This is a genomic window from Pseudomonas sp. A0308, from assembly GCF_044218815.1.
Taxonomy (GTDB): Bacteria; Pseudomonadota; Gammaproteobacteria; order Pseudomonadales; family Pseudomonadaceae; genus Aquipseudomonas; species Aquipseudomonas iridis.
Map to the genome: position 1 here is coordinate 5,187,853 of NZ_CP162581.1, position 18,618 is coordinate 5,206,470.

At 59.0% G+C, this 18,618-nt stretch carries 19 protein-coding genes; 17 read left to right on the forward strand and 2 right to left on the reverse strand.

Annotated elements, in window-relative coordinates; translation table 11 throughout:
* Positions 1-34: 34 nt before the first annotated feature.
* Positions 35-3,286, reverse strand: a complete 3,252-nt coding sequence (rne, locus tag AB4P92_RS24060) for a ribonuclease E (RefSeq protein ID WP_261736500.1) — start codon at positions 3,284-3,286, stop codon at positions 35-37.
* A gap of 698 nt (positions 3,287-3,984) precedes the next feature.
* Between rne and rluC the strand changes: the two genes are divergently transcribed.
* Genes rluC through sppA form a run of 3 tightly spaced genes read left to right on the forward strand, consistent with a single transcriptional unit; the run spans position 3,985 to position 6,607 of the window.
* Positions 3,985-4,944, forward strand: coding sequence for a 23S rRNA pseudouridine(955/2504/2580) synthase RluC (gene rluC, locus AB4P92_RS24065; RefSeq protein WP_047302596.1), 960 nt, complete (start codon positions 3,985-3,987; stop codon positions 4,942-4,944).
* Entirely contained in the window at positions 4,931-5,593 is a 663-nt protein-coding gene (locus AB4P92_RS24070) for an HAD-IA family hydrolase (RefSeq protein WP_201231019.1), read from the forward strand. The genes rluC and AB4P92_RS24070 overlap by 14 nt, the downstream gene beginning before the upstream one ends.
* Positions 5,594-5,617: 24 nt before the next feature.
* Entirely contained in the window at positions 5,618-6,607 is a 990-nt protein-coding gene (gene sppA, locus AB4P92_RS24075; RefSeq protein WP_210622805.1) for a signal peptide peptidase SppA, read from the forward strand.
* Positions 6,608-6,726: 119 nt separating this feature from the next.
* On the opposite strand, the gene AB4P92_RS24080 is transcribed toward sppA, so the two are convergent.
* Positions 6,727-7,305, reverse strand: coding sequence for a Maf family protein (locus tag AB4P92_RS24080; RefSeq protein WP_395598263.1), 579 nt, complete (start codon positions 7,303-7,305; stop codon positions 6,727-6,729).
* Positions 7,306-7,410: 105 nt separating this feature from the next.
* Here AB4P92_RS24080 and AB4P92_RS24085 point away from each other — a divergent pair, with 105 nt between their 5' ends.
* The 14 genes from AB4P92_RS24085 to AB4P92_RS24150 all read left to right on the forward strand — a co-directional run bounded on the left by AB4P92_RS24085 (position 7,411) and on the right by AB4P92_RS24150 (position 18,570).
* Positions 7,411-7,938 carry a YceD family protein gene (locus tag AB4P92_RS24085; protein WP_042560436.1) on the forward strand — a complete coding sequence of 176 codons (528 nt, stop codon included), beginning with the start codon at positions 7,411-7,413 and terminating at the stop codon, positions 7,936-7,938.
* A 13-nt stretch (positions 7,939-7,951) separates the two neighbouring features.
* Positions 7,952-8,134 carry a 50S ribosomal protein L32 gene (gene rpmF / locus AB4P92_RS24090; protein ID WP_008152339.1) on the forward strand — a complete coding sequence of 61 codons (183 nt, stop codon included), beginning with the start codon at positions 7,952-7,954 and terminating at the stop codon, positions 8,132-8,134.
* Between the two features lie 4 nt (positions 8,135-8,138).
* On the forward strand, positions 8,139-9,149 hold the full coding sequence (gene plsX / locus AB4P92_RS24095; RefSeq protein WP_080896053.1) for a phosphate acyltransferase PlsX: 1,011 nt from the start codon (positions 8,139-8,141) through the stop codon (positions 9,147-9,149).
* A gap of 123 nt (positions 9,150-9,272) precedes the next feature.
* The gene (gene fabD, locus AB4P92_RS24100) at positions 9,273-10,211 is read left to right on the forward strand and encodes an ACP S-malonyltransferase (RefSeq protein WP_395598264.1); all 939 of its coding nucleotides are present in this window, start codon (positions 9,273-9,275) and stop codon (positions 10,209-10,211) included.
* Between the two features lie 16 nt (positions 10,212-10,227).
* Positions 10,228-10,968: a 3-oxoacyl-ACP reductase FabG gene (gene fabG, locus AB4P92_RS24105; RefSeq protein ID WP_042560433.1), complete on the forward strand. Its 741-nt coding sequence runs from the start codon at positions 10,228-10,230 to the stop codon at positions 10,966-10,968.
* A 196-nt stretch (positions 10,969-11,164) separates the two neighbouring features.
* Positions 11,165-11,401: an acyl carrier protein gene (gene acpP / locus AB4P92_RS24110; RefSeq protein WP_003442511.1), complete on the forward strand. Its 237-nt coding sequence runs from the start codon at positions 11,165-11,167 to the stop codon at positions 11,399-11,401.
* Between the two features lie 108 nt (positions 11,402-11,509).
* Positions 11,510-12,754, forward strand: a complete 1,245-nt coding sequence (fabF, locus tag AB4P92_RS24115; RefSeq protein WP_042560432.1) for a beta-ketoacyl-ACP synthase II — start codon at positions 11,510-11,512, stop codon at positions 12,752-12,754.
* Entirely contained in the window at positions 12,754-13,569 is an 816-nt protein-coding gene (gene pabC, locus AB4P92_RS24120) for an aminodeoxychorismate lyase (protein ID WP_042560431.1), read from the forward strand. The genes fabF and pabC overlap by 1 nt, the downstream gene beginning before the upstream one ends.
* Positions 13,570-13,572: 3 nt before the next feature.
* On the forward strand, positions 13,573-14,748 hold the full coding sequence (mltG, locus tag AB4P92_RS24125) for an endolytic transglycosylase MltG (protein WP_047302579.1): 1,176 nt from the start codon (positions 13,573-13,575) through the stop codon (positions 14,746-14,748).
* Positions 14,749-14,767: 19 nt separating this feature from the next.
* Positions 14,768-15,400, forward strand: coding sequence for a dTMP kinase (tmk, locus tag AB4P92_RS24130; RefSeq protein ID WP_042560429.1), 633 nt, complete (start codon positions 14,768-14,770; stop codon positions 15,398-15,400).
* Positions 15,393-16,376 (forward strand): DNA polymerase III subunit delta', encoded by a 984-nt coding sequence (locus AB4P92_RS24135; protein WP_047302577.1) that lies wholly within the window; start codon positions 15,393-15,395, stop codon positions 16,374-16,376. Before tmk ends, AB4P92_RS24135 begins: the two co-directional genes overlap by 8 nt.
* A 57-nt stretch (positions 16,377-16,433) precedes the next feature.
* Complete coding sequence (locus tag AB4P92_RS24140) at positions 16,434-16,790, forward strand: PilZ domain-containing protein (RefSeq protein WP_042560427.1); 357 nt, start codon at positions 16,434-16,436, stop codon at positions 16,788-16,790.
* A 14-nt stretch (positions 16,791-16,804) separates the two neighbouring features.
* A complete protein-coding gene (locus tag AB4P92_RS24145; RefSeq protein ID WP_115146231.1) occupies positions 16,805-17,590 on the forward strand; it encodes a TatD family hydrolase in 786 nt (261 codons plus the stop codon).
* Positions 17,591-17,931: 341 nt separating this feature from the next.
* Entirely contained in the window at positions 17,932-18,570 is a 639-nt protein-coding gene (locus AB4P92_RS24150) for a TetR/AcrR family transcriptional regulator (protein ID WP_007908276.1), read from the forward strand.
* Positions 18,571-18,618 lie beyond the last annotated feature (48 nt).

Below are 18,618 nucleotides of genomic sequence, written 5' to 3' on the forward strand. Positions count from 1 at the left end.
TTGCTCAGGCGGGGCTTTTTAGTGGCTTACGGAATCAGACGAGTGGTTTAGGCTCGTGTTCTTTTTCCTGGGCCTCTTCGTGTTGCTGTGCCGCGTCCTGAACGGAGCGTGGCGCTTCAGCGATTACCGATTCAACGGTAGCTTCTTCGGCAGTCGGGGCAGGAGCTGCCTCAATCACTTCAGCAACCACTGGCTCGGCAACAACCGGAGCAGAAGCTGCTGCCAGCTCGGCTTCCTTCGCCAGACGCTCTTCTTCACGCTTGCGACGACGCACTTCACGCGGGTCGTTCGGCGCGCGGCCGCTTGGTGTCAGCGCGCTGACCGGTGCAGTTTCAACCACTGGGGCTGGTGCTTCGGCAGCCACTGGAGCCTCGACGACTGGCGCTTCAACGATTGGCGCTGGAGCCGGTTCGGCAACCTTGGCTTCTTCAACCACTGGTGCTTCGTATGCAGGCGCTGGTGTTTCAGCGGCGGCAGGCTCAGCTACCCAGTTGAATGCAGTCTGCTCTTCGCGAACTTCACGCACGGTTTCGGTCACGGTTTCAGCGACGGTTTCGACAACCGGCTCTGCAGCGACGACTGGCGCCTCGACGACTGGTGCAGGTTCGGCGGCAGGTTCAGCAAAAGCTTCAAACTGAGCCTGGGTTTCGCGAACCGGTGCTACTTCAACTTCCGGAGCTGCTGTCACTTCCACTGGAGTGGTGGCTTCAACAACCGGTGCTTCTACTGGAGCAGTTTCCAGAGTAGCGGCGGTGGCACGTTCGGCTTGCTCGTGAGCTTGTGCTTCAGCCGGAGCGCTGATCACGCTGCTGGCAACGGCGGTAGTCACGGCCAGGCCAGCGGCCAGATCGGCAGTGCTTGGGCCTTCAGCGTTTTCGTCGGACTCGGACTCTTCCGAACCTTCGATCACGTTGCCATTGGCATCACGCTGACGCTCACGACGGTTGCTGCGACGACGCTGACCGCGGGAGCGACGACGTGGGCGATCGCCTTCGGCGCTCTCCGAACCGTCTTCCGGCAGTTGCTCTTCGTTGCTGATGACTTCTTCTTCATCGGCAACGGCAGCAGCGGCCTGCTCGGCGCGCGGTTGACGTTCTTCACGCGGTGGACGCGGTGCGCGCTCTTCACGTGGCTGGCGGGCCGGACGCTCTTCAGCGGTCACGGCAGCGGCTGCGGCTACAGCTGGAGCGGCATCCAGTGGCTCGCGCAGTTCACGAACACGTTCCTCACGCTCGCCACGTGGCTTGCGATCTTCACGTGGAGCGCGTGGTGCACGCTCTTCACGCGGGGCGCGTGGTGCGCGTTCTTCGCGGGCGGCTGGCGCTTCGGTGCGGGCTTCGCGAGGCTCGCGAACTTCACGGGCTTCACGAGGCTGACGCTCTTCACGCGGCTCACGTGGGGCGCGCTCTTCACGCGGTGCACGCTCTTCGCGCGGCTTGCGTTCTTCATCGCGGCGACCGTTACGGTTGCGGCTCTGCTGACGACCGTTGCGACGCTCTTCGTTACGGGCCGGGCGTTCGGTGGCCGGTTTTTCAACCACCACCGGAGCGGCTGGCTCTTCCTTGGTAGCGAACAGGCTGACCAGCGACTTCACCAGACCTTTGAACAGGCTTGGTTCTGGTATGGCAGCTGGAGCAGGCGCTGGTGCGGCAGGTGCTGCAACTTCGGTCGGAACCGGAGCGTTGGCGCGAGCCGGAGCAGTCTTGACCGCGGCTTCCTGGCGAACCAGGGTGCGGGTCGCAGCGGCTGGCTGGACTTCTTCGACTTCGGCAGCGGCCGCAGCGATTTCGTAGCTGGACTGGTTGGTCGCGGCTTCCGGGCTGTCATCACGCAGACGCTGAACTTCGAAGTGCGGCGTTTCGAGGTGATCGTTCGGCAGAATGATGATGCGGGCACGGGTGCGCAGTTCGATCTTGGTGATCGAGTTGCGTTTTTCGTTGAGCAGGAACGCAGCAACCGGGATCGGCACCTGGGCGCGGACTTCGGCGGTGCGGTCTTTCAGTGCTTCTTCTTCGATCAGGCGCAGGATCGCCAGCGACAGCGATTCAACGTCGCGGATGATGCCGGTGCCGTTGCAACGCGGGCAAACGATGCCGCTGCTTTCGCCCAGCGATGGACGCAGGCGCTGACGGGACATTTCCAGCAGGCCGAAGCGCGAGATACGGCCGATCTGCACGCGAGCGCGGTCGGCTTCCAGGCATTCGCGGACTTTCTCTTCCACGGCGCGCTGGTTCTTGGCAGGGGTCATGTCGATGAAGTCGATGACGATCAGGCCGCCGATGTCGCGCAGGCGCAACTGACGGGCGATTTCTTCAGCCGCTTCAAGGTTGGTCTGCAGGGCGGTTTCTTCGATGTCGCTGCCTTTGGTGGCGCGGGCCGAGTTGATGTCGATAGACACCAGGGCTTCGGTCGGATCGATAACGATGGAGCCGCCGGAAGGCAGTTCGACGACGCGTTGGAAAGCGGTCTCGATCTGGCTTTCGATCTGGAAACGGTTGAACAGCGGGACGCTGTCTTCGTACAGCTTGATCTTGCTGGCGTACTGCGGCATCACCTGGCGGATGAAGGTCAGGGCTTCGTCCTGGGCTTCAACGCTGTCAATCAGCACTTCGCCGATGTCCTGGCGCAAGTAATCGCGGATAGCGCGGATGATCACGTTGCTTTCCTGGTAGATCAGGAATGGCGCGGCGCGATCCAGCGAGGCTTCTTTGATGGCGGTCCAGAGTTGCAGCAGGTAATCGAGGTCCCACTGCATTTCTTCGCTGCTGCGGCCAAGGCCGGCAGTGCGCACGATCAGACCCATGTCGGCTGGAGCAACCAGACCGTTCAGCGCTTCACGCAGTTCGTTGCGCTCTTCGCCTTCGATGCGACGGGAGATACCGCCGGCACGCGGGTTGTTCGGCATCAGTACGAGGTAACGACCGGCCAGGCTGATGAAGGTGGTCAGGGCTGCGCCCTTGTTGCCACGTTCTTCTTTCTCGACCTGAACGATGACTTCCTGGCCTTCGCTCAGGACGTCCTTGATGTTGACGCGGCCTTCAGGGGCTTTCTTGAAGTATTCGCGGGAGATTTCTTTGAGGGGCAGGAAGCCGTGGCGCTCAGAGCCGAAGTCGACAAAGGCAGCCTCAAGGCTTGGTTCGATGCGAGTGATCTTGCCTTTATAGATATTGGCTTTTTTCTGCTCGCGTGCACCGGATTCGATGTCCAGGTCGTAGAGGCGTTGACCATCTACCAGTGCAACACGCAACTCTTCGGGTTGAGTTGCGTTAATCAGCATTCTTTTCATGTAGTACCGTCGGTTTCCGGGCTGCCGGAAACGGCGTTCGGCACACACGACTTCTCATGGTCGGTGTCAGGTGCGTCGGGAGTGGTTGGCCATTCCCGTGTCTAGCGATTGCGACCAATTGGGCCGAGACCGCGACGTACGCGTCCTGCTTGCTGTGGCTACTTAAGCACTCAGTCAGGAGGAGGAATCAACCAGCGGCTGTGGACGAGATGAAGCGTCTTGATAAAGCCTAATGCTACACAGTCCAGCGGTTGTGCATCTCCACCCTACACGTATCCCTGATAATTCGGGTGCTGCCGCGCGCAGAATCCGCAACGGGTTGGCATTTACCGTGAGCTCCGAAAGGGGAGGTCACGCATCATGGCTAATTTAGGCGTTGTTTCCGAAGCCTTCGCTCGGGGTCATTCACAGCTGACTGCACTTTGTGAACTGGCCTTGAATGTTTGCCTGCCAGGCGAGTAAAAACTCTGCTCGGCGGTGTGATTCAGGCCTTATGTCACCTGCGCTTGTTACAACTGCAAACTCCACCGTTACGTAGCGAAAGCCCCGTAGGACGGCCTCGCGTCCTGGTGAATTGCGTTGGTCAGGGCCGGTTTTTGACCGTGGTGCCGCTGTCCAGGCCGCTTTTGGCGGCGTTCGCGACTATAGCAGCAATGATTAAGTGCTTCAAATCCATAAAAATTGTTATCATCCGCGCCATGACAACTACTGCCCCTTCGACTCCAGGCGTTCAACTGCTTGAAGTCTCGCCGGAGTATGCCGGCCAACGAATCGACAATTTTCTCCTCGCCCGGCTCAAAGGTGTGCCCAAGACTTTGATTTACCGCATTTTGCGCAAAGGCGAAGTGCGTGTGAACAAAGGTCGGATCAAGCCCGAATACAAGCTGCAGGCCGGTGATATCGTGCGCGTGCCGCCCGTTCGCGTGCCTGAGCGTGACGAGCCGGTGCCTCTGGCGCAGGGCCTGTTGCAGCGCCTGGAAGCCTCGATTGTCTTCGAAGACAAAGCCCTGATCGTGATTAACAAGCCTGCGGGCATTGCGGTTCACGGTGGCAGCGGCTTGAACTTCGGTGTGATCGAAGCCTTTCGTCAGTTGCGTCCGGATACCAAAGAGCTGGAGCTGGTTCACCGTCTCGACCGCGACACTTCCGGCCTGCTGATGATTGCCAAGAAGCGCAGCATGCTCCGTCACTTGCACGAGCAGTTACGCGGTGATGGCATCGACAAGCGCTACATGGCGCTGGTGCGCGGCAACTGGGCGACCTCGATCAAGAAAGTCAGCGCACCATTGCTCAAGAGCAACTTGCGTTCCGGCGAGCGCATGGTTGAAGTCAATGAAGAAGGCAAAGAAGCCCTGACCCTGTTCAAGGTGCTGCGCCGCTTTGGCGACTTCGCGACCATGGTCGAAGCCAAGCCTGTGACCGGTCGCACCCACCAGATTCGCGTTCACACCCTGCATGCCGGGCATTGCATTGCTGGCGACAGTAAGTATGGCGACGAGGGTTTCACCAAGGAAATCCGCGATCTGGGCGGCAAGCGCCTGTTCCTGCATGCTTACATGCTGACCGTGCCGCTGCCGGATGGCGACAAGCTGACCCTGCAGGCGCCGGTCGATGAAATGTGGGCCAAGACCGTGGAGCGATTGAGTGCGCCCATCTGATTACAAACTGCTGATTTTCGATTGGGACGGCACGCTGGCCGATTCCATTCATCGGATCGTCGAGGCCATGCATTCGGCGTCCGGGCGCTCCGGTTTCGAATTGCGTGATGATTTTGCCGTCAAAGGCATCATCGGTCTTGGCTTGCCCGAGGCGATCCGCACCTTGTATCCCGAAATCAGCGACGCCGAAATGACCTTGTTTCGTGAGTATTACGCTGATCACTACATTGCGGCAGAGGCTGTGCCTTCGCCGCTGTTTGAGGGGGTCGTCGAATCAATGGCGTCCTTTCGTGAGCAGGGTTATCACCTCGCTGTCGCGACCGGCAAGAATCGGCGCGGACTGGATCGGGTGCTCAAGGCCAATGGCTGGGAAGAGTATTTCGACATTACCCGCGCGGCCGATGAAACTGCGAGCAAGCCGCACCCTCTGATGCTGGAGCAGATACTTGCTCATTGCGGTGTGCGTGCCGAACAGGCGCTGATGGTCGGGGATTCGTCCTTCGATCTGCTGATGGCGCGTAACGCGGGGATGGATTCGGTGGCTGTCAGTTATGGCGCGCAATCGATCGAATCGTTGCAACAGTTCGAACCGCGTCTGTCGATCGACCGTTTTTCCGAATTGCATGCCTGGCTGGCGCAGCAGGCTTAATACGTTTTTGCTGGGGTGGATGGCATGACCGACGAATGGAAAGCACCGGCCAAGGCAAGTGCCGACGACGGTGACGAGAAGAGCTGGAAGCTGCTGGAAAAGACCCTTCTGGCGGGTGTGCAGGAACAACGTCGTTCGCGGCGTTGGGGGATTTTCTTCAAGCTGCTGACATTTGTTTACCTGTTTGTCGCGCTGATTCTGTTCACGCCGCTGATGGACATGGAAAAAAGCGCCACTCGCAGCACCAACTACACCGCGCTGATCGACGTCACTGGCGTGATCGCCGACAAAGAGCCGGCCAGTGCCGACAACATTGTCGGCAGCCTGCGCGCAGCGTTCGAGGACAAGAAGGTCAAGGGTGTCATCCTGCGGATCAACAGTCCGGGCGGTAGTCCTGTGCAGTCCGGTTATGTGTATGACGAGATCAAGCGTCTGCGTGGCTTGCACCCCGAGATCAAGCTGTATGCGGTGATTTCCGATCTCGGTGCGTCTGGTGCGTATTACATCGCCAGCGCCGCGGATCAGATCTACGCCGACAAGGCGAGTCTGGTGGGCTCCATTGGTGTAACGGCGGCCGGTTACGGCTTTGTCGGCACCATGGAGAAGCTGGGAGTCGAGCGTCGCACGTACACGTCTGGCGAGCACAAATCGTTCCTTGATCCGTTCCAGCCGCAGAAGCCTGAAGAAACGGCGTTCTGGCAAAGTGTGCTGGACACCACGCACAAGCAGTTCATCAACAGCGTCAAGCAGGGCCGTGGCGATCGCCTGAAGGACAAAGAGCATCCGGAACTGTTCTCCGGGCTGGTCTGGTCTGGCGAGCAGGCGCTGCCGCTGGGCTTGATCGATGGTCTGGGCAGTGCCAGTTCGGTGGCGCGTGATGTGGTCGGCGAGAAAGAGTTGGTGGACTTCACCGTCCAGGAATCGCCGTTTGACCGCTTCTCGAAGAAACTTGGCGCCAGTGTGGCCGAGCAGTTGGCGATGTGGATGGGCTTCCACGGGCCATCGTTGCGTTAATTGGTTGTAGCGATCAAAAGATCGCAGTCTGCGGCAGCGCCTGCAGGTTCGATGTTCATTCGCATTATTTGCGATGACGCGAACCCTGTAAGAGCTGCCGCTGGCTGCGATTTTTTGCTTTAAGGAATCTGTACGCCTTCAAGTAGCAGCATGTCGATCAGGCGAATCAGCGGCAGACCGATCAGGCTGGTAGCGTCAGGGCCTTCGGTGGACTGGAACAGGCTCACGCCCAGACCTTCAGCCTTGAAGCTGCCCGCGCAGTCGTAAGGCTGCTCGATGTGCAGGTAACGCTCGACCCGTGCCTGATCGAGTTGGCGCATGTGCACGGTGAACGGTACGCAGTCGACCTGGCATTGCCCTGTCTGGCTATTGAGCAGCGCTAGGCCGGTGAGAAAAGTCACGCTGGCGCCGCTGGCGGCCATCAGTTGCTCGCGGGCCTTGTCGAAGGTGTGCGGCTTGCCGATGATCCGGGCGCCGAGTACGGCCACCTGGTCGGAGCCAATAATCAGATGAGCGGGGTGGCTGTCGGCCAATGCTCGGGCCTTCTGTTCGGCAAGACGTTTGACCAGCTCGATCGCTGGTTCGCCGGGACGGTGGCTTTCATCGATATCTGGGGAGCTGCAGACGAATGGCAGGTGCAGGCGGGAGAGCAATTCCCGGCGATAAGTCGAGCTTGAAGCAAGTAATAAAGGCAGCATTTGCGTCTCCTGAGGCAGATGTGAATTCTAGCGGAGGCACGCAAGTGACGGACAGGGCACAATTTCCTTTGACATGGGTGGGGGCATCCCTATAATGCTGCGCCTATGTTGAATGACCCGATTCCACCTCACGTTGACCCGCGCAAATTGGCTGATCGTGGCACCACCATCCAAGGTGAGCTGCTACTGGCCGATTTGAAGAGACTCTGCGACCCGCTTTCCGACACTGTCGGTACGGTGCAGGCGAAATTCGTTTTTGAACGAGATGAACGTAAATCTGTGGTAATCCACAGCTTTATCGACACCGAGGTCAAAATGGTTTGCCAGCGTTGTCTTGAGCTGGTCACCCTGCCGATCCACAGCGAATGCAGTTACGCTGTGGTTAAGGAGGGTGCGAATACCCAGTCGTTACCGAAAGGTTATGACGTGCTGGAACTGGGCGAAGATCCATTGGATCTGCAGTCACTGGTCGAGGAGGAGCTTTTGCTTGCCTTGCCTATCGTGCCTGCTCATCATCCGGAAGAATGCCAGCAGCCGGCGGGGTCAGATGAGCCCGAACCGAGCGAGGACGAGGTAACGCGGTCCAACCCGTTCAGTGTATTGGCGCAGTTAAAGCGTGACCCAAACGTTTAGGAGTTAATCAATTATGGCTGTTCAGCAGAACAAAAAATCCCGCTCTGCCCGTGACATGCGTCGTTCGCACGACGCCCTGACGGCGAGCACTCTGTCTGTAGAAAAAACCACTGGTGAAATTCACCTGCGTCACCACGTATCGCCAGAAGGCGTATACCGTGGCCGTAAAGTGATCGACAAGGGCGCTGACGAGTAATCACTTGTCTGCTCAAGTCATCGCGATTGACGCAATGGGCGGGGACTTCGGTCCCCGCAGCATTGTTCAGGCCAGCCTTGCTTGCCTGTCTGCTACACCCTCGCTGCATCTGACCCTCGTCGGTCAACCCTCCCTTCTTGAAGAATTGATCAATGGCCAATCGGCTGCCGATCGCGCGCGCCTGACGATTGTTGCGGCCAGCGAAGTCATCACCATGGACGAAAAACCGACTCAAGCCCTGCGTGGCAAGCCGGACTCGTCGATGCGTGTTGCCCTTGAATTGGTGCGTGATGGCAAGGCTCAAGCCTGTGTCAGTGCCGGCAATACCGGCGCGTTGATGGCGCTGTCGCGCTATGTGCTGAAGACCTTGCCGGGTATCGACCGTCCCGCGATGGTTGCCGCCATTCCGACGCAGAAAGGTTATTGCCAGTTGCTTGATCTTGGCGCCAATGTCGATTGCAGTGCGGAGCATCTGTTGCAGTTTGCGGTGATGGGTTCGGTGGCGGCGCAGACGCTGGGTATTGCTCGCCCTCGGGTGGCGTTGCTGAACATCGGCACCGAAGACATCAAGGGCAATCAACAGGTCAAGTTGGCGGCAACGCTGTTGCAGGCGGCCAGAGGTATCAACTACATCGGTTTCGTCGAAGGTGACGGCCTGTATCGCGGTGAGGCGGATGTGGTGGTGTGCGACGGGTTTGTCGGCAACATTCTGCTCAAGTCCAGCGAAGGCCTCGCCACGATGATTGCTGCGCGCATTGAGGCGCTGTTCAAAAAGAACATGGCTTCGCGCGCAATCGGTGCCTTGGCGCTGCCATTGATGAAGCGCTTGCAGGCAGATCTGGCACCGGCGCGACACAATGGCGCAAGCTTCCTTGGCTTGCAGGGCATTGTGGTGAAAAGCCACGGTTCGGCGGGAGTTCAGGGCTTTCAGAGTGCGATTCAGCGTGCGCTGATCGAGATTCAGGAGAACCTGCCCGAGCGCCTTCACGGGCGTCTGGAGGATTTGTTGTCTTAGGCGTTTTCGTCGGACAATGCTTAAATGTGACCGCCCGGTTCAAAGGGCCATCCAACTGTCAGTTTCTTGCGTCCCCCAGTGGGGCGTCATTTTCCGACGACAAGATCATTAGGGGCTTGTTACATGTCTGCTTCCCTCGCATTCGTCTTTCCAGGACAAGGTTCGCAGTCCCTCGGCATGCTGGCCGAGCTGGGCGCGCAACATCCATTGATCCTCGAAACTTTCCAAGAAGCCTCCGCTGCTCTGGGCTATGACCTGTGGGCACTGACCCAGCAGGGGCCGGAAGAGCTGCTTAATCAAACCGACAAAACCCAACCGGCCATTCTGACCGCATCGATCGCCTTGTGGCGTCTGTGGCTGGCTGAAGGTGGTGTGCGTCCGGCATTTGTTGCCGGTCACAGCCTGGGTGAATACAGCGCGCTGGTGGCTGCCGGCAGCCTGAGTCTGGCTGATGCGGTAAAGCTCGTTGAGCGCCGTGGCCAGCTGATGCAGGAAGCGGTTCCGGCCGGGCAGGGCGGCATGGCTGCCATTCTGGGTCTGGAAGATGCTGACGTGCTGGCGGCCTGTGCTGAGGCGGCACAGGGCGAAGTGGTCAGCGCCGTCAACTTCAACTCCCCGGGCCAGGTTGTAGTGGCCGGTGCCAAGGCTGCCGTCGAGCGCGCCATTGAGGGCTGCAAGGCGCGTGGCGCCAAGCGTGCCTTGCCGCTGCCGGTGAGCGTGCCGTCGCACTGCGAGCTGATGCGTCCGGCTGCCGAGCGCTTTGCCGAGTCCATAGCCGCCATTAACTGGCAGGCGCCGCAGATCCCGGTGGTACAGAACGTCAGCGCACAAGTGCCGGCCGATCTGGAAACCCTCAAGCGTGATCTGCTCGAACAACTCTACAAGCCAGTACGCTGGGTCGAGTCCGTACAGACTCTGGCCGCGAAGGGCGCGACCAATCTGGTCGAATGTGGCCCGGGCAAAGTACTGGCTGGTCTGAACAAACGTTGCGCCGAAGGCGTTTCGACTTCCAACCTCAATACCCCAGACGCTTTCGCTGCCGCTCGTGCAGCGCAGGCCTGAATCAGGAGAAACTTGCATGAGTCTGCAAGGTAAAGTTGCACTGGTCACCGGTGCAAGCCGCGGTATCGGCCAGGCTATCGCACTGGAACTGGGCCGTCAGGGCGCCATCGTTGTGGGTACCGCAACCTCCGCCAAGGGTGCCGAGGCGATTGCCGCCACGCTCAAAGAGCACGGCATTCAGGGTACCGGTCTGGAACTCAACGTCACCAGCGACGAATCCGTCAGCAAAGTGATCGCGACCATACAGGAGCAGTTCGGTGCACCGGCGATTTTGGTCAATAATGCCGGCATCACCCGCGATAACCTGATGATGCGCATGAAAGATGACGAATGGTACGACGTGATCGATACCAACCTGAACAGTCTGTATCGCCTGTCCAAGGGCGTTCTGCGCGGCATGACCAAAGCCCGTTGGGGTCGAATTATCAGTATTGGCTCGGTGGTGGGTGCCATGGGCAACGCAGGCCAAGTAAACTATGCAGCCGCCAAGGCCGGTCTGGAAGGTTTCAGCCGTGCAATGGCGCGTGAAGTCGGTTCGCGTTCGATTACGGTCAACTCGGTAACCCCAGGGTTTATCGACACCGATATGACCCGCGAACTGCCTGAAGCACAGCGTGAAGCCTTGCAGACGCAGATTCCGCTGGGTCGTCTGGGACAAGCTCAAGAGATCGCGTCTGTGGTCGCTTTTCTTGCATCCGACGGTGCGGCATACGTTACTGGGGCTACAATCCCGGTGAACGGTGGGATGTACATGTAAGTAAAATGTGACGGATTGCTTCAAAAAAATGTCATACGAGCTGTCTAAAATCCGTTATAAAGCTGCAATCTATTTATAGGCAGAGGGCCGCAGGGTTTGAGGAGTGAAGCTTTCAGTTGAAAAACTGAAAAGTCTTTCTATACACTTACCCACTGGCCAGCTGCCTGAATTTGTCCATTAGGAGTGAAAACAAGGTATGAGCACCATCGAAGAGCGCGTCAAGAAAATCGTTGCCGAGCAACTGGGTGTTAAAGAAGAAGAAGTGGTTAACACCGCTTCCTTCGTAGAAGACCTGGGTGCCGACTCCCTTGACACCGTTGAGCTGGTGATGGCTCTGGAAGAGGAATTCGAGACCGAAATCCCTGACGAAGAAGCTGAGAAGATCACTACTGTACAAGCTGCAATCGATTACGTTACAAACCACCAGGCTTAATAGCTTGTAATCGTTGCTCGCTGTCATGGAAAAACCGCACTGCCATCACGGCGTGCGGTTTTTTCTTTAGGCCTGATGCAAAGTCGTCATTTGAAAAAGGAGAGTGCTGTGTCGCGTAGACGCGTCGTAGTCACCGGTATGGGTATGTTGTCGCCACTGGGCACGGATGTGCCAAGCAGTTGGCAGGGCATTCTGGCTGGCCGCAGTGGCATTGGTCTGATCGAACACACCGACCTTTCTGCCTATTCCACCCGCTTTGGCGGCTCGGTAAAGGGCTTCAATGTCGAGGAATACCTGTCGGTCAAGGAAGCGCGCAAGCTCGACCTGTTCATCCAGTACGGTCTCGCGGCTGGCTTTCAAGCCGTACGCAACGCTGGCCTGGAAGTCACTGACGCCAACCGCGAGCGCATTGGCGTGGCCATGGGTTCGGGCATCGGCGGTCTGACCAATATCGAAGAAACCAGCCGTACTTTGCATGAGACGGGCCCGCGTCGAATCTCGCCATTCTTCGTGCCAGGCTCGATCATCAATATGATTTCCGGTTTCCTGTCGATCCATCTGGGTGCACAGGGACCTAACTACGCCATTGCTACAGCGTGTACCACCGGTACGCACTGCATCGGCATGGCGGCGCGCAACATCATGTACGACGAAGCCGACGTGATGATTGCCGGCGGTGCCGAAATGGCCGCATGCGGTCTGGGCATGGGCGGCTTCGGCGCGTCCCGTGCGCTGTCGACCCGCAACGACGAGCCAACTCGCGCCAGCCGTCCCTGGGACAAGGGCCGTGACGGTTTCGTACTGTCCGACGGTGCCGGTGCACTGGTGCTCGAAGAACTCGAACACGCAAAGGCGCGCGGCGCGACCATCTACGCCGAGCTGATCGGTTTCGGCACCAGTGGCGATGCGTTCCACATGACTTCGCCACCTGCTGACGGCGCGGGTGCAGCTCGCTGCATCACCAACGCCTTGCGCGACGCGAAGATCAACGCCGATCAGGTGCAATACATCAATGCCCACGGCACCTCGACCCCGGCCGGCGACCTTGCCGAGGCCAACGCGATCAGGTCGGTGTTCGGTGAGCACGCCTATAAACTGGCGGTCAGCTCCACCAAGTCCATGACGGGCCACCTGCTGGGTGCGGCCGGAGCGGTCGAGGCGATCTTCAGCATCCTGGCGATCAACAGCCAGGTAGCGCCGCCAACCATCAACCTTGATGAGCCGGACGAAGGCTGTGATCTCGATTTCGTGCCGCACACCGCGCGCAACATGGACATCGATGTCGTGCTGTCGAACTCCTTCGGCTTTGGCGGCACCAACGGTACCTTGGCGTTCCGTCGGTTCGCAGGCTGATGGACAGCTGGGTCGACGGTCAACCGGCTGACACTCTGTCGCTGAAAGACCGCGGCCTGGCTTACGGCGATGGTCTGTTCGAGACCATTGCCGTGCGTGACGGCCAGCCGGTATTGCTTGATCGACACATGACGCGGCTGGCCGATGGCTGCTCGCGTCTGGCTATCGCTGCCGATATCGAAATGATTCGCCACGAACTGCTGAGCTACGCTGCCGCGATGGACGAGGGTGTGCTTAAACTCATCCTCACCCGTGGCGACGGTTTGCGCGGTTACGCGCCTGACCCTGCGGCGCCGGGTCGACGCATTCTGCAAGGCAATCCGCCGGCGGCTTATCCTGCTGCGCATGCCGAACATGGCATCCGCCTGTTTCCGTGCAATACGCGTCTGTCCAGGCAGCCATTGCTTGCCGGACTCAAGCACCTCAATCGACTGGAACAAGTACTCGCCCGCGCCGAATGGCAAGACAGCGAGCACGCTGAGGGCTTGATGCTTGATCAGGCCGGTCGAGTGATCGAAGGGGTGTTCAGCAACGTGTTTCTGGTGCGCGATGGTGTGTTGATCACGCCCGATCTGAAACGCTGCGGTGTCGCCGGTGTGATGCGCGCGGAAATATTGTTTCAGGCCGAGTCATTGGCCATCCCCACCCAAACCGTTGATATCGGCCTGGAACAGCTGCAATGGGCCGATGAAGTGTTTGTCTGCAACAGCGTATATGGCGTCTGGCCGGTACGCGCCTACGCTGCACTGAGCTGGCCGGTTGGCCCGCTCACCCGTAAACTGCAAGCCATTGCCCGCGCCCTACTGGATGCCTGATTTGTGAGACGTAAATTATTGCTGCTGCTGGAAACCGGACTGGTTCTGGCGGGGCTGCTGTTGGGCGCCAGCGCCTGGAAGATTCACTCCGCGCTGGAACAGCCCTTGAACATCACGCAGGAAGAACTGCTGGATGTGCCGAAAGGCTCTACACCGACCCGTACCTTCCTTGGACTCGAAAGCGATGGCGTCATCAAAGACGCTTTCTGGCTACGGGTCTATTGGCGTTTCAATCTTGCTGGCACGCCGATCCACACTGGCGAATACCGCATGCAGCCCGGGATGACCGTCAACGGTCTGATCGATTCGTGGAAGCGTGGCGACGTGGTTCAGTACAGCCTGACGCTGGTTGAGGGCTGGAATTTCCACCAGGTGCGTGCTGCGCTGGCGAAAGATGAAAAAATCGAACAGACCATCAATGGTTTGAGCGACAGCGACGTGATGGCGAAGATTGGCCACAAGGGCCTGTTCCCGGAAGGCCGTTTCTTCCCCGATACCTACCGCTTCGTGCGCGGCGTGTCCGATACCGAGCTGCTGAAAAAGGCTTTTGAGCGTCTCGACGAAGTGCTGGCCAAAGAGTGGGAAAAACGCGCTGCCGATGCACCGTACAAAGAGCCTTACCAAGCGCTGATCATGGCGTCCCTGGTCGAGAAGGAAACCGGAGTACCGCAGGAGCGCGGCGAGATTGCCGGGGTTTTTGTGCGCCGGATGGCGCTGGGCATGCAGCTGCAGACCGATCCGACGGTGATCTATGGTTTGGGCGATCGCTACACCGGCAAGTTGACCCGCGCTCACCTCAAGGAGCCGACGCCGTATAACACTTACGTGATTCCCGGCTTGCCGCCGACGCCGATTGCGATGGTCGGGCGTGAAGCCATTCACGCGGCGCTGAACCCGGTGGGAGGCACCAGCCTCTACTTTGTTGCCCGTGGCGACGGTAGCCATGTGTTCTCTGACGATCTCGATGCGCATAACAATGCGGTGCGTGAATTTCAGCTCAAGCGCCGTGCCGATTACCGCTCCAGCCCGGCGCCGGCAACTACGCCGGAAGCGGCACCGGCCGCCGAGGAGTCGATTCCTGCCGCATCGCCTAATACTGCGCCCGAGTCGCTGCCGCAGGTTCCGACTGAGGAATCCGCGCCGACTCCTGACGCCGACGCACCACAAAACACGCAATGACTTTTATTAAGGACTGCCTGTGACTGGCTTGTTTATCACCCTGGAAGGCCCGGAAGGCGCCGGCAAGAGCACCAATCGCGAATACCTCGCCGAGCGTTTGCGCGCCGCTGGTGTCGAGGTCGTGCTGACCCGCGAGCCCGGCGGTACGCCACTGGCAGAGCGGATTCGCGATGTGCTGCTGGCCCCGGCCGACGAAGTCATGAACCCGGATACCGAACTGCTGCTGGTGTTCGCCGCGCGTGCTCAGCATCTGGCCGAGGTGATTCGCCCGGCGCTGGCGCGCGGTGCGGTGGTGCTGTGTGATCGCTTCACCGATTCGACGTATGCCTATCAGGGAGGCGGTCGCGGTTTGTCGCTGGAGCGTATCGCGACGCTGGAGGCTTTCGTGCAGGGTGATCTGCGCCCGGATCTGACGCTGATTTTCGACCTGCCGGTAGAAATCGGCCTGGCTCGTGCCAGCGCTCGCGGTCGCCTCGATCGTTTCGAGCTGGAAGGCCGGGCATTTTTCGAGGCGGTGCGCAGTGCATTCCTCAAGCGTGCTGAAGCCGATCCTGCGCGCTATGTGCGCATCGATGCCGGTCAGCCGTTGGTCAAGGTCCAACAATCGCTGGATACCCTGATTCCGAACTTGCTGGAGCTGAGCCGTGGCTGAGGCCTATCCATGGCAGGACAGCCTCTGGCAGCAACTGGCCGGACGTAGCCAGCATGCTCACGCTTATCTGCTGCATGGGCCGGCCGGGATCGGCAAACGCGCACTGGCCGAGCGGTTGATGGCCAGTTTGTTGTGCAAGCACCCGACGCCGGAGGCTTGCGGTGAATGCAAATCCTGCCTGCTGCTCAAGGCCGGCAGCCATCCGGACAATTACATTCTCGAGCCGGAAGAAGCCGACAAGGCGATCAAGGTCGATCAGGTGCGCGATCTGGTCAGTTTCGTTGTGCAGACCGCGCAACTGGGCGGGCGTAAGGTGGTGCTGATCGAACCCACGGAATCGATGAATATCAACGCCGCCAACGCCTTGCTCAAGAGCCTTGAAGAGCCTTCTGGCAATACGGTGTTGTTGCTGGTCAGCCACCAGCCGAGCCGTTTGTTGCCGACGGTCAAGAGTCGTTGTGTGCAGCAGGCCTGCCCGCTGCCGGGTGAAGCGATGAGCCTGCAATGGCTGGCTCAGGCCCTGCCGGAGTGTTCCGAAGCGGAGCGTGTCGAACTGCTGACGCTGGCCGCCGGTTCGCCGTTGATGGCGGTAACTCTTCAGTCCCAGGGCGTACGCGAACAGCGCGCACAAGTGGTCGAAGGGGTGAAGAAGTTGCTCAAGCAGCAGCAATCGCCAACGCAATTGGCCGAAGAATGGAAAAACATTCCGATGCTGCGCCTGTTTGACTGGTTCTGTGACTGGTCGAGCCTGATCCTGCGTTATCAACTGACTGAGGACGAAGCCGGCCTCGGTCTGAACGACATGCGCAAAGTGGTGCAGTACCTGGCGCAGAAAAGCGCCCAAGGCAAAGTGCTCGATATTCAGGACTGGATTCTCGCGCAGCGGCAGAAAGTGTTGAGCAAGGCCAATCTCAATCCGGCGCTGTTGCTGGAAGCGCTGTTGGTGCAATGGGCGGGACTGCCAGGCCAGCGGTGATCCCCGCAAAAACGATGGTGTGCGCCTAGACTCTGAGCATCAGCAGTGGAGGTCAACATGAATGAACCCGTCAGCCCGGGGCCGCGCAACGGCATTTTGTCCCTGACCATCAAAGACAAGTCGGTGCTTTACGCCGCTTACATGCCGTTCATCAAAAACGGTGGCCTGTTCATCCCGACCAACAAGAGCTACAAGCTGGGCGACGAGGTGTTCATGCTATTGAACTTGATGGATGAACCGGAAAAGATCCCGGTTGCCGGCAAAGTCACCTGGATTACGCCCAAAGGCGCACAAGGCAATCGCGCAGCCGGTGTCGGCGTGCAGTTCAACGACGGCGACAACACCGCGCGCAGTCGCATCGAAACCCATCTGGCCGGAGCCCTCAAGTCCGACCGTCCCACTCATACGATGTAAGTAGCCGTATTTTTATGCTCGTAGATTCCCATTGTCACCTGGATCGCCTCGACCTCACCGCCCATGACGGCTCGCTGGATGCCGCACTCGATGCGGCCCGCGAGCGCGGGGTAGGGCATTTTCTGTGCATCGGCGTAAGCGCCGACAACGCCGCTGACGTCAAAGCCCTCGCCGAGCGTTACGACGATGTCGATTGCTCGGTCGGCGTGCATCCTCTCGATGTGCAACCGGGAGCCGCCCCCGCGCTGGACTGGTTGCTGCACGAACTCAATCACCCGAAAGTGGTGGCGATCGGTGAAACCGGTCTGGATTACCACTACGAGCCGGAAGCCGCCGAACTGCAGCAGGCCTCGTTCCGCCTGCACCTGCAAGCGGCGCAGCACACCGGCAAACCGGTGATCATCCACACCCGCGGCGCCCGCGCCGATACCCTCGAACTGCTGCGTGAAGCCGCGTTGCCACAGGCCGGGGTGCTGCATTGCTTCACTGAAGACTGGGACATGGCCAAGGCTGCGCTGGACATGGGTTATTACATTTCCCTGTCAGGCATCGTCACGTTCCGCAATGCCGATGCGCTGCGTGATGTGGCGAGCAAAGTCCCGGCGGATCGTCTGCTGGTTGAAACCGATTCGCCATACCTGGCGCCGATCCCTTATCGCGGCAAGCCGAACCTGCCGCAATACGTGCGTGAAGTGGCAGAGTTCCTGGCGATGCTGCGTGGTGAGAATTACGAGCGTTTTGCCGAGCAGACGACCGAAAACTTCAAGCGGCTGTTTCCGCTGGCTCATGTGAAAGTCTGAATCGCAGGCAAAAAAAACCCGGGTTCTGGGGGGTGAATCCGGGTTAAGACCATTAGGAGTAAAACAAAGGCACGCGGTCCGTTGGTACCTTTATCGGCACGGCACTTGGGGGAGATGCCGTCCGACAGTTGAAGTATTGATCAGTCTGGCGTGCAGTCCAGTTAGCTGGTCGTGGTTTTTAAACAAATTTGGAATACGTTCGCTTCAGTTGAGTTCTCATTGCGCCCAAAACGTTCTCAAAATGAACAAGAAACACAGATGTGGTCGGATGATCCGTGCATTTTTGCGCAAGTTAGGCATAATACGCGGCTTCGAATTTTGACCCTTCAGACCTTTTTCTTATGCACAAAGAACCTCGTAAGGTCCGTGAGTTTCGTCGCCGCGAGCAAGAAATTCTCGATACCGCGCTCAAGCTGTTCCTCGACCAAGGTGAAGACAGTGTCACCGTCGAGATGATTGCTGATGCCGTAGGTATCGGCAAAGGCACGATCTATAAACATTTCAAGTCCAAGGCCGAGATCTATCTGCGCCTGATGCTCGATTACGAGCGCGATTTGAACGAGCTGCTGCATTCGGCCGATGTCGACAAGGACAAGGAAGCACTGTCCCGTGCCTACTTCGAATTCCGTATGCGTGATCCGCAGCGCTACCGTCTGTTCGATCGTCTCGAAGAGAAGGTGGTCAAGGGCAACCAGGTGCCGGAAATGGTCGAGGAGCTGCACAAGATCCGTGCCTCGAACTTCGAACGCCTGACCCTGCTGATCAAGGGGCGCATCAGCGAAGGCAAGCTCGAAGACGTGCCGCCGTACTTCCACTACTGCGCGTCCTGGGCATTGGTGCACGGCGCTGTCGCGCTGTATCACTCGCCGTTCTGGAGCAATGTGCTGGAAGATCAGGAAGGTTTCTTCCAGTTCCTGATGGACATCGGCGTGCGCATGGGCAACAAGCGCAAGCGCGACCCCGAAACGCCGAGCAGCTGAGCCATTCAGCTGCCTTATTGCGCAATGATTTCGTTACATGGCGCAGTA